Here is an 11,237-nt window from a genome sequence, read left to right on the forward strand (position 1 = left end):
TCGATTTCATGAGAAAAATTCCTTGTGGAAGCATGGGTTACCTTGTGTTACACGTAGGCCAATGAAAGTATATCTGGCTGGCGGCGCGGTCCGCGATCTCCTGCTCGGCAGACCCCTCCATGACCGAGACTACTTGGTTATGGGGGCCACCCGTGAAGAATTCCGCCAGACATTTCCCCGGGCCCGCGAGGTGGGCCGCACCTTCCCGGTCTTCCTGGTGGACAACATGGAATTTTCCTTCCCCCGGGCGGATTCACTAGATGAAGAGTTAAAAGCACGGGACCTGACTGTCAATGCGCAACTACTCGACGAGAATGGCGAACTCATCCTCCATCCGCAGGGGTTCGACGACCTGACGGAGCGCGTCCTGCGCCCGGCCTCGAGCCACTCCCTGACCGACGACCCGTTGCGGGTCCTGCGCGCAGCCCGGTTCGCGGCCCAACTGCCGGACTTCACCGCCCACGCGGAATTGATCGAGGCCATGCGTGAAGTCGGCCGGGACGGGCGGCTGGCGGCCCTCTCCGCCGACCGGGTGGTCTCGGAGCTGCGCAAGGCACTGGAGAGTCCCCGGCCCGGCAACTTCCTGCGGCTGCTGGCCAAGGCAGACTGTTTGCTGCCCTGGTTCCCCGAATTCGAAAAGGCCCGGGCCATCCCGGCAGGCCCGCTCCCCTACCACGACAGCGATGTGCTGACCCATACCTGCCGGGTCATGGACGACCTGGCCGGAAATCCGGTGGCCGTCTGGATGGGACTCGCCCACGACCTCGGCAAGACCCTGACGCCGAAAAAGCAACTGCCCCGCCACTATGGGCACGACTTGGCGGGCGTCCCCCTGGCCGAAGCCGCCGCACTACGGCTGCGCATGCCCAACGAATACAAGAATGCAGGCATGAAGGCCGCCCGCTGGCACATGACGGCGGCCCGCTATGGACAACTGCGGCCCGGCACCCGGGTGGACATGCTCATGGACCTGCACCTGTCCGGAACGTTGTCCCCTCTGTTCAAGCTCGTCCTGGCCGATCACGGCGAGGACCACGGCGACCGGGCACGAAAAGAGCTGGCGGCCATCCTGCCCGTCCGGCTCGCTCCGGAAGATCGGAACCAGGGAGCCCAGTCCGGCGAAAAGCTGCGCATGCTCCGGGCACAAGTCCTGCGCAACGGCTGACTGGCGGCCGCCGCTTTTGACAAATATTCAACAACCGACTAATAATTCATCATCCTGCAACAGACAGGCGAATACAACCGTCAACTTCCCGTTATACATGGAGAACAGACATGAGACTCGTGACCCGATCCGACTTCGACGGCCTGGCTTGCGCCACTTTGCTCAAACAACTCGGCATCATTGACGATTACCTGTTCGCCCACCCCAAGGACCTGCAGGACGGCCGGGTGGAGGTCTCCAAAAACGACATCCTGGCCAACGTGCCATACGTCGAGGGCTGCGGGTTGTGGTTCGATCACCATACCAGCGAGCAGGATCGGCTCGGAAACATCGAATTCGAAGGCGCAAGCATCCCTCTTCCAAGCTGCGCGCGGGTGGTCTACGAGTACTATGGTGCGGACAAATTCCCCGCTTCCTACGGTGAGTTCATTGAGGCCGTGGACAAAGTGGATTCCGCAAACCTGACCACCGACGAGATCTCCAACCCCACAGGATGGATCCAGCTCGGTTTTATCATGGACCCCAGGACCGGACTCGGTCGCTACCGGGATTACCGCATCAGCAACTACCAGCTCATGCTCGACATGATCGAATACTGCCGGACCAAAACGGCGGAGGAAATCCTGCGCATCGACGACGTCAGGGAGCGGGTGGAGAAATACGGGGAGGATCGCGAACCGTTCATCAACATGCTTACGGACAATGCCGAGGTTCACGGCGACGCGGTAGTGCTCGACCTACGAAACCAGGAGCCCATATTTTGCGGCAATCGGTTCATGGTCTACACCCTGTTTCTGGAGTGCAACATCAGCGTTCGGATCATCTGGGGATTCAAGAAGCAGAACGTGGTCCTGACTGTGGGCCACTCCATCCTCAACCGGACGAGCCCGGTGGATGTGGGCGCGCTGATGCTTTCCCTGGGCGGCGGCGGGCACCGGGCCGTGGGCACCTGTCAGGTGGCCGAGGCCAAGGTCCCGGAGGCCCTGGAAAAAATTCTGAACCGGATCAACGCGTCATAGGAAACGGGCTCACCGCCCGCAAAACCGATCCACAGCCGCGCGGGCCGCATCCCGGCGCTCGGCGTAGACGCGTGCGCAAAACCGCTTCAAGGCGGGCCTGACCTCGTTCAAGGGCGGCAATTCCTCCACTTCGGGGAAACGGTAGCCGTCTAAATCAATGGGCACGAAGCACATGTCGGCATCACGTTCGGCGTGGTCCCCGTAAGTCACGCCCCCGAACATCTCCTCCTTCTCCATCCGCACGGGATCCATGCTTTTCACTTCGCGCAGCACGGAGGACAAGGACCGCTCGCAATTGGCCTTGCGAATCTTTTCGTTGATGATCCCGGCGATCTCCGCAAGACGCTTGTAGTGCATGGTTACCCGCTTGCGCCCCGGCCGTTTGGGGTCGTTGTAATACCGCCCGTGGAGGTATTCCCGGATGGCCTCGTGAAGCCCTTGGTAGGCCGCTTGGACACAGGCCGTATACCGCCCCTTGGCGGTCAGGGCGAAAGGCGCGGACTTCCAAACCAGGATATCGGCACCTTCCTCCGGCGGAATGCGCGCAGGGTCGAGGCCCAACCCGACGCAGAAGGCGTCGGCCGTGGCCTCGTCCAAAAGCAGGAGGCGCAGGGTCGAAGCCGCCTGGAACAGATGCTCGACCACCGGCAGGAACTCCTTGATCATGCCCATGAAGGCCTCCAGGGCATAATCCAGTTCCTTCCGGTCGCCAAAATAACTCTCGGCCATGTCCGAGATGACGCCCATTTGCAACTGGTCGGCAAAATCGCTGAGATCTGACACGGTTCCTCCAATTCCGGGACCTTTTCCGCCCGTAGAATATATTTTCTCCCCAAATCATCCCATGGTCAATATATTTACATTGATTCAAAGGCTCAAACCCAATAGTCTGCCAGCACCCATAAGCAACGCCCAGGAGCCATTCATGTTACTCGACGAGCACAACAGCAAACTCCTCTTCGACAAGGCCCACCTTCCCGTGCCGAGGGGATCGGCGGTCTTCCCCGGGGAAGAAGACGATTTCGCCCCCGACTTCCCCCTGCCCTGGTTCCTCAAGGCCCAGGTCCTGTCCGGCGGACGCGGCAAGGCCGGAGGCATCCTGCGCCTGGACAATCCCGCCGACTTTCCGGCCAAGGCCCGCAAGCTGTTCGGACGCGAAATCAAAGGCGAGGCCGTCCCATTCATCCGGGTGGAGCCGGGCGAGGAGATCGCACACGAGTTCTACCTCTCCCTGACCGTCTCCCGCGAACAGCGCTGCATCCTGCTGACGGCAGGCCGCCGAGGCGGCGTGAACATCGAGAAACTGGGCGCGGACAACCTTCTGGTCCAGCGAATCACCCTGCCTGGCGGCCTGGAACCCCACCAGATCCGGGCGGCCTTCTTCCACCTCGGCCTGGATGGAGACCACTTCCAGAATTTCGCAAACCTGCTGGACGCCCTGTTCCGCTGCACCCTGGATAACGGACTGCTCCTGGCCGAAATCAACCCCCTGATCCTCACCCCGGACGGCCGCCTGCTGGCCTTGGACGGCAAGGTGGAAATGGACGACAACTTCGTGGACCTGCACCCCGAGGCCGAGATCTACCACCAACGCGAACACGCCGCGCCCGAGGAGAACAGGGCCCGCGACGCCGGGCTCTCCTTTGTCCGGCTGCCCGGTTGGGTGGGGTTGATGGTCAACGGCGCGGGGTTGGCCATGGCCACCATGGACCTGCTCAACTTTTCCGGCCTGCCCGCCAGCAATTTCCTGGACCTGGGCGGCGCTGCCGACCAGAAACGCATGGAGATCGCCCTGGAACTGCTCTTCGGCGACGACCGCGTGGAAATCGTCTTCATCAATCTCTTCGGCGGGATACTCTCGTGCGAAAAGGTCGCCCTGGCCATGAAGGGAGCCCTCCGGGGGCAGTCCCCGAAAAAGCCCGTCGTGGTCCGCATGTCCGGCAAGGACGCCATGGCCGGCCTCAAGATCCTGCGCGAACTCGATGTGGACGACCTGCACTTGGCCGAGGACATGCAGGCGGCTATCGCCATCCTGGATACCCTCCGCCCAGCCGGGGCCACACCCGTGGATTATCCGTCCCCCCCGGACATTCCCCTGGGGCCGCGCCCCGCGTCCGTGGGCTGGAAAAGCGCAGCCGCCTTCACCATCGGCGCGGACACCCCCATCCTGGTCCAGGGTATTACCGGCCGCGAGGGGCGGCTGCACACCCAACTCATGCAGGAATACGGGGCCAACGTGGTGGCGGGCGTAACGCCGTTCAAGGGCGGCGGGGAAATGCTCGGCGTACCGGTCTACGACTCCATCGCCCAGGCCGCGCGCGCCCACAACATCGGGGCGTCCATCATCTTCGTGCCCCCGCGCATGGCCGCCGACGCCGTGGCCGAGGCCGCAAGCAATGCAATCCCGTGGGTCGTGTGCATCACCGAGGGCATCACCCAGCACGAAATGCTGGCCGCCTTCCAACAGGCCAAGGGGTCACCCTCCCGTATCGTCGGCCCCAACACTCCGGGCATCATCGTCCCGGGACAGACCAAGATCGGGATCATGCCGACCATGCCGTTCATGCCCGGCCCGGTGGCCGTGCTCTCCCGAAGCGGCACCCTGACATACGAAGTGGCCGACCGCCTGACCCGGGCCGGAATCGGCCAATCCCTGTGCGTAGGTATAGGCGGCGATCCGTTTATCGGGGTCAATTTTGTGGATATGTTTGAAATGATACGGAATCACGATGAGACGAAGGCCGTGATCGTCCTTGGGGAAATCGGTGGACAGGCGGAAGAGAATCTGGCTGAATACGTCGTTCGCACGGGATTCGACAAACCGGTCATCTCGTTCATCGCCGGGCAAACCGCCCCTGCGGGCAAACGACTGGGCCACGCCGGAGCCATTCTTGAATCCGGCGGCGGCATTGCGCACAAGCTCGAAACCATGGGCAAGGCCGGCTTCGCGGTCTGCCCCAGCCTGGAATCCGTTGCCGAGACAACGGCCAGGATATTGAAATAAAAGAGGTTCATGTTGAAGGTTTTGTTACTCGACCTAGGCAAGATCATGCGCGGCGGCCAACGCCAGGTCTATTATCTTGCCCGGGCCCTGCATCACGCCCAGGGATTCGATCCCCTAGTGGCGATACCCGGAGATTCTCCGCTCAAGGCCCTGTTCCTGGCGGACGGCATTCCCTTCGCCGAACTGCCCTCGCACAGCGACTACAATCCCATGAACGTCTTCCGGATGTTAAGCTTGGTCAAATCGTTCAAGCCGGACGTGGTCCACACCAACGACGCCAAGGGCGCGTCCCTGGGCGCCCTGGCCAAGAAGCTACGCAACACATTCCGACTGGTCCACAGCCGCCGGGTGTCCTACAAACTTAAACCCGGGTGGAGCCGGAACAAGTATCTGCTCGGCGACGTCATGGTCGCGGTCAGTCGCGAAATACAGGAAATCCTGGTGACCTGCGGCGTGCCCGAGGAAAAGACCACGGTCATACACAGCGGCATCGACCCGGCCATGTACTCCACCGAGCCGCGCCACCATCCGATGCTGACCCTGGGGGCCGTGGGCGCGCTCAGTTCGCAGAAAGGATTCGAGGTCCTCATCGAGGCCCTGGCGCATCTGCGCAAGTCCCCGGACATGCCGAACTGGCAATGCATGATCGCGGGCGAGGGCCCTATGCAGCAGGACCTCAAGAGGCAGGCGGAAAAACTCAAGCTGGCGGACTCCATCCTCTTTCTGGGCTATCGCGACAGCCGCGAGGTGCTGCCCGAGATCGACATCCTGACCGTCCCGTCCGTGGACGGTGAAGGGTCCAATGCGGTCATCAAGGAGGGCTGGGCCACCCGTACTCCCGTGATCACCTCGGACCTGCCCTCGAACCTTGAACTGGTCGCCCACGAACGAGACGGCCTGGTCTTCAAGAATCGCGACGCGGCGGATTTGGCGGCCTGCATTGTCCGGCTGGTCAACGATAAGGAGCTAAGCGACCGGCTGGTCGAGGGTGGCGCGGAGTCGGTCACCGGCTACACGGACAAGACCATGGCCCGCCGCTACATGGCCCTGTACAAGGGACTGCGGACCTGACCGCCGCAAAGCGCGGATGATCACGTTCCGCTCACCGGAATCATTTAAATTTTCCGTCCAGGATCAGGTGGGAAAAATACCCCAGCACAAAGGCCGCGTAAAACGGCGCGAAGTGTTGGACCAGCTCCTGCGCCTGCATGACAAAGGGAATGATGACGATAGGCAGCGGGACCAGGATCATGGCCCACCAGGTGTGCGTCCAGCCCCGGTGGGACCCCACGGCCGGAAGCATGGAGAAAAGCCCGAACCAGGCGGCCCAGACATAGAGCCCTTTGATGATCAACCCCAGATCCACGAGCACGAAGACCGCGTAATAAAGGTTTTGGCCCTTGGAATTGGTGTCCACGTCCGGGAACAACGCCCCGAGCAGGCAGAAACCGAGCAACCCACCGGCCCGGATGGGGTCGAAGACCATCCAGCCCAGCAGGACCACCCCTACCAGCCCCATGACGCCGAAGAACAGTCCTCCGGCCAAATGTCCCCTGTAATCAGGCATAAAGAGAAACGAATCCCCTACCGGACGCTAGGCGCAAACGCTGCGCAGAATGAATTCCCTGGCTTCGGCGAACAGCCCGGGGATGTCGTAGGGCGTCAAAAACCGCGTGCGGACCGCGCCGACGATGACGCCATAAATCATGAAGGCCGTCTGGGAAACCGGCAGGTTCTTGATGGAGCCGTCCGCCATGCCCCGCTTCAAAATGTCTTCAATGATGTAGATGAGATCCAGAAACTTGGCTGCGATCTTTTCGCGATCCAGGTCCGGGTTGTCGTCGCTGAAGGGCGAACAGCGGATAATCGTGGGAAAAGTCTTCTCGTGTTCAATGGTAAAGTCCAGATAGGCCCTGACAAAGGTTCCCATGGCCTCGCAGCCTGAGGACGTCACGCCCGTGGCCTCGTGCAGCGTGGAGACCATGTCGTTGATCAACTCGGCTCCGGCTTCCATGAACAGTTTTTCTTTGGAGTCATAGTAGTGAAAAACCAGCCCCGAGGCCACACCGGCCTGCTCGGCAACCATTTTCATGGTCGTGCCCGCATATCCGCAGCGGGCGAACAACTCCTGAGCTGCCTGCAGGATTTTTTCCTTCTTCGTCATTGGGCACTTCCTGTTGCATCGCTTTCACATAAAGATGAATGCCATTGATTAGTACGTCAATCCTGTTTGTTCAAGGCCTAATTCCATCCTTGATCGGCAAAAAAAAGACGGCGGCCGAAGCCGCCGCCCTTGATGTGAGCATAGGGGGAAGCTACATGGCGTGGGACGCCTGCAATTCCTCTATCTGCTTGTCGATCTCTTTTTGCAGCCGTTCGGGCAGCCCCATGATGTCGGTATTCAGGAAGCCGCGCACGATAGTCGAGGTGGCCTCGTTCTCGTCCATGCCCCGGGCCATGAGATACTCGATCTCCTCCTGGGCGATCTTGCCCACCGAGGCCTCGTGAGAAAGCTCCACGCCCTCCAAGGTGCCGTCCAGTTCGGGGATGGCCCAGATGCGGCCGCCGCCGAGGATCAGCCCCTGACATTCCAGATGCCCCTTGCTCGGCACATTATGGGCGGCGATGTGACCGCGGTTGATGATGGTCCCGCCCGCAGCGATGGTCCGGGCGATGATCTCACACCGGGTGCGCGGGGCGTTCATGACCACGCGGTTGCCCATGTCCAGGAGCGAGCCTTCGGTTGCCACCACCACGGAATTGAAGCGGGCCAGGGAATCCGGGCCGTCCAGGATGATGGAGGGGTACATCTGCAAATCCTTGACGGGCTTGAGCAGGACGTAGTTGTTCAGCAGCTTGCCGCCTTCCTCCACGATACCCGCCGAACGCGGCCGCACGGCCACAGAATCGGACCAGTTGTGGACCATGGTGAACGTCAGGGAGGCGTTCTTCTTGACGAAAAATTCGGAGATGCCCAGGTGCGCCCCGGCCTTGGTTCCGTGCGCCACGGAACAGCCGGTGATGATGTGCGCCTCGGCCCCCTCCTCGATGATCACGAGGTTGTGGACGTTCTGTCCCACGTGCTCGGACTTGAGCATCAGGCAGGACTGGATGGGATTTTTGATCTTGGCCCCGGCCTTGACGCGGATGAAATACCCGCCGTGCAGGTTGTCATAAGCGGATCGGGTGAACTCGTCCTTGTCTTTGTCCACCAGGGTCCAGAAGTAGTCCTTGAGGCCGTCGTACTTCTTCAAGGCGTCCTTGATGTCCATGATCTCCACGCCCTCGTCCCGGGACTGGCAGTGGACCGCGGATTGATCCATCTGCAAGTAGGAGGCGGAACGGGTGGACAGGTCCGAAACCACGCCCGCCATGAGAAGCTGGTCCTTGTCCTCGTCGGACAGGGCGCTCAGATCGGTGATGGCCTCCTGCTTGAGGCCGTCAAACTTGAAATCCTTCAGATCGACTTTGCTCATATCAATAATCTCCCGTGCCGGAGGCTAGTTCATGCAGCGGACACATTCCTGATAGCCGTGCTCGCGGATGTGATCCAGAATATCCCGGGGACGCCCTTCACAGCACAGATGGCCCTGGTACAGGACCTGGCCCCGGTCGGCGTTCACGTAGTCGAGAATGTACCCGGTATGGGTGATGATCAACCCGGAGGTTCTGACCCGCTCCTTGCGCTGCTTGAGGCTCAGGTCTGGAGCCACGCTGAACTTGCCGTCCAGGATGTCCCGGGCCACCTTGCCCACGAGCTGCATGTTTTCCATGTCCACGCCGGACTCGGGCTCGTCGAAGAGTACCAGGTCTGGCTGCTGGGCCATGAGCTGGAGCAACTCGGAGCGCTTGATCTCCCCGCCCGAAAAACCCGCATTGATGTCGCGGTCGAGGAAATCGCCCATATTGACGGTCTCGGCCAACATGTCGGCGTTGACGTGGCCCTTGCGCGAACACATTTGCACCAGATGGCGGGTACGCAGGCCATGGATGGTCGGAGGCCGCTGGAAGGACATGCCCAGGCCCAGGCGGGCGCGCTCATACGTGGGGGCGTGGGTGATGTCCTGTCCTTGGAAGACGATCCGCCCCTTGGTCACCTCATAACCGGAAAAGCCCATCAGGGTCATGAGCAGGGAGGTCTTGCCCGAACCGTTGGGCCCGAACAGGATGAAGGTCTCCCCGTCGTTTATCTGCAAATCGATGCCCCGCAGGACCTCTTTGTCGCCGATGTTGACATGCAAGTCTTCAATGGTCAGCATGTGTTTCCTCGCTTTGAATGATGTGCAACAGGCTCATTACTCAAGCACGTCGCGGAAGTCCAGCGATAGCTTCGCAGGATGGAACCAACCGCCAATTACAATGGATTTCAATATACTCGATTCGACCAAAGGCAGATTACACGATGGGCAAAAAACGCATGAACAACCTCGGCGATCTCAAGCAGATCAAATTCAAGAAGGGAAAAGAGGATATCTATTCCCTTCCGTATGCAAAGAATGCGGCTCCGAAGGAAAATGTCAACCCCGAGGACGAACCCAAAGCCGAGGAAATCTTCCTGGCCGCCATGCACGGCGTGAAACCCATGGCGGGTCAGAGCGGACGCAAGGTCCCCCCTGCAACCCAGACGACTCCGGCCCGGGCCCTTTCTGCCGAGGACGAAGCCAAAAACGACCTGGATCGTTTTATGCGCGGCGACATTGAGTTCGAGCTCGAATACACGGACGAATTCATGTACGGTTACGTGCGTGGTCTGGACATCAAAATATTCCAACGGCTCAAAGCGGGTTCCCTGAGCGTAGCCGCCCATCTGGACTTGCACGGCATGACCTCGGATCAGGCGCGCGATTCCCTGCTCTTTTTCATCCGCGAATCCTATCTTCAGGGATACCGGTGCGTGCTGGTGGTCACCGGTCGGGGCAAGAACTCCCCAGGCGGACAGTCCGTCCTGCGCACCGAGGCCGAAACCTGGCTGACCAAGGAACCGCTACGACGCGCGGTCCTCGCCTTTTGCACTGCCCAGCCCAAGCACGGTGGCGCTGGCGCTCTCTACGTCCTGTTGCGCAAGCAGAAAAAAACCGAGGGCAAGATCCGCTGGGACAAGATGATGAATTGGGAGGAATAGAGAAATTACGGAACAAAGGAGGACAAATGCAAGAATCTTCCATTTCCGCGAAGGAACTGGTTCAGGCGTTGCTCGGCGTGATAGGGGAATGCTTTGACGGCGCGCGGGAGCACGGCGCATTTCTCAATCCGGACGAAGGTGGCCTCCTTGCCCTACTCGGCGGGCTTTCCGCCCGCCAGGCGTCCACCCCGGTGGCGGGCGACTCCGTGGCGACCCACGCCCTGCATCTGTCTTTCAGCCTGGACGTCTTTACCGACTGGATCTCGGGCGTTCGCGACAAGACTTACGACTGGGAGAAGAGCTGGTCCCAAAACTCGGTGGACGAACAGGAGTGGCGCGCCCTGCTCGACCATATGGCGGCCCAGGCCAAGACGCTCGGCAAGGCCATCGGCAACCGGGCTCCCGTGGATCCGGATGCTGCCTGGGGGGCCTTCGGGGCTTTGGCCCACACGGCCTTCCATCTGGGAGCCGTCCAGGTAAAGGTGGACGTCCTGCGCAACAACGGCTGAAGGCCTTTGCCAGAAAAAACCCCCGCCCTTTCGGACGGGGGTGCCATTTCGACTCTAAGCCTGCGCCGGTGCGGCGGCTTCTTCCGGGACCGGAGCGCGATCGGCTCCGCCCAGCCCGGCCATATCCTTGGCGATGGCCAATTCCTCGGCAGAGAATATCTTGTTGATGTCGATAATAATGATGAACTGCTCGTTCTGACGGCCCATCCCCTTGATATACTCGGCATTGATGGCCGCACCCATCTTCGGGGCGGGCTCGATGGTGTCCGGGGTCATCTCGAAGACCTCGCGCACGGAATCGACCAGCGCGCCCATAACCGTGAACTCGCCCTCGTACTCGATCTCGACGATAATGATGCAGGTGTCCACCGTATCTTCGTAAGCGTAAATTTTCTTAGCCTCTTCCAATCTTCACCAT

11 protein-coding genes and 1 pseudogene are annotated in these 11,237 nt (G+C 60.7%); 6 read left to right on the forward strand and 6 right to left on the reverse strand.

The window, feature by feature from the left end; translation table 11 throughout:
- Nucleotides 1–61: 61 nt before the first annotated feature.
- Together J0909_RS13465 and J0909_RS13470 are read left to right on the forward strand one after the other, a co-directional pair.
- On the forward strand, nt 62–1,165 hold the full coding sequence (locus J0909_RS13465) for a tRNA nucleotidyltransferase/poly(A) polymerase-related protein (protein WP_207263604.1): 1,104 nt from the start codon (nt 62–64) through the stop codon (nt 1,163–1,165).
- A gap of 110 nt (nt 1,166–1,275) precedes the next feature.
- The gene (locus J0909_RS13470; protein ID WP_207263605.1) at nt 1,276–2,184 is read left to right on the forward strand and encodes a DHH family phosphoesterase; all 909 of its coding nucleotides are present in this window, start codon (nt 1,276–1,278) and stop codon (nt 2,182–2,184) included.
- 9 nt (nt 2,185–2,193) lie between these two features.
- On the opposite strand, the gene J0909_RS13475 is transcribed toward J0909_RS13470, so the two are convergent.
- Nucleotides 2,194–2,967, reverse strand: coding sequence for a hypothetical protein (locus J0909_RS13475; RefSeq protein WP_207263606.1), 774 nt, complete (start codon nt 2,965–2,967; stop codon nt 2,194–2,196).
- Nucleotides 2,968–3,109: 142 nt separating this feature from the next.
- Between J0909_RS13475 and sucD the strand changes: the two genes are divergently transcribed.
- Entirely contained in the window at nt 3,110–5,188 is a 2,079-nt protein-coding gene (gene sucD / locus J0909_RS13480) for a succinate--CoA ligase subunit alpha (RefSeq protein ID WP_207263607.1), read from the forward strand.
- Nucleotides 5,189–5,197: 9 nt separating this feature from the next.
- Nucleotides 5,198–6,259, forward strand: coding sequence for a glycosyltransferase family 4 protein (locus J0909_RS13485; RefSeq protein WP_286182017.1), 1,062 nt, complete (start codon nt 5,198–5,200; stop codon nt 6,257–6,259).
- 40 nt (nt 6,260–6,299) lie between these two features.
- On the opposite strand, the gene J0909_RS13490 is transcribed toward J0909_RS13485, so the two are convergent.
- The 4 genes from J0909_RS13490 to J0909_RS13505 all read right to left on the reverse strand — a co-directional run bounded on the left by J0909_RS13490 (nt 6,300) and on the right by J0909_RS13505 (nt 9,447).
- Complete coding sequence (locus J0909_RS13490; RefSeq protein WP_207263608.1) at nt 6,300–6,755, reverse strand: metal-dependent hydrolase; 456 nt, start codon at nt 6,753–6,755, stop codon at nt 6,300–6,302.
- A 27-nt stretch (nt 6,756–6,782) separates the two neighbouring features.
- Nucleotides 6,783–7,352 carry a TetR/AcrR family transcriptional regulator gene (locus J0909_RS13495; protein WP_207263609.1) on the reverse strand — a complete coding sequence of 190 codons (570 nt, stop codon included), beginning with the start codon at nt 7,350–7,352 and terminating at the stop codon, nt 6,783–6,785.
- A 151-nt stretch (nt 7,353–7,503) separates the two neighbouring features.
- Entirely contained in the window at nt 7,504–8,664 is a 1,161-nt protein-coding gene (locus J0909_RS13500) for a SufB/SufD family protein (RefSeq protein ID WP_207263611.1), read from the reverse strand.
- A 24-nt stretch (nt 8,665–8,688) separates the two neighbouring features.
- Nucleotides 8,689–9,447 (reverse strand): ABC transporter ATP-binding protein, encoded by a 759-nt coding sequence (locus tag J0909_RS13505; protein WP_207263613.1) that lies wholly within the window; start codon nt 9,445–9,447, stop codon nt 8,689–8,691.
- Between the two features lie 143 nt (nt 9,448–9,590).
- Between J0909_RS13505 and J0909_RS13510 the strand changes: the two genes are divergently transcribed.
- Both J0909_RS13510 and J0909_RS13515 read left to right on the forward strand, forming a co-directional pair.
- A complete protein-coding gene (locus tag J0909_RS13510; protein WP_207263615.1) occupies nt 9,591–10,310 on the forward strand; it encodes a Smr/MutS family protein in 720 nt (239 codons plus the stop codon).
- 26 nt (nt 10,311–10,336) lie between these two features.
- Nucleotides 10,337–10,819 carry a hypothetical protein gene (locus tag J0909_RS13515; RefSeq protein WP_207263618.1) on the forward strand — a complete coding sequence of 161 codons (483 nt, stop codon included), beginning with the start codon at nt 10,337–10,339 and terminating at the stop codon, nt 10,817–10,819.
- Between the two features lie 54 nt (nt 10,820–10,873).
- On the opposite strand, the pseudogene J0909_RS13520 reads toward J0909_RS13515, so the two are convergent.
- A pseudogene (locus J0909_RS13520) lies at nt 10,874–11,197 on the reverse strand (chemotaxis protein CheW); the annotation flags it as partial.
- Nucleotides 11,198–11,237: the final 40 nt, after the last annotated feature.

The sequence above is a fragment of the Desulfovibrio sp. Huiquan2017 genome, from assembly GCF_017351175.1.
Classification (GTDB): domain Bacteria; phylum Desulfobacterota; class Desulfovibrionia; order Desulfovibrionales; family Desulfovibrionaceae; genus Pseudodesulfovibrio.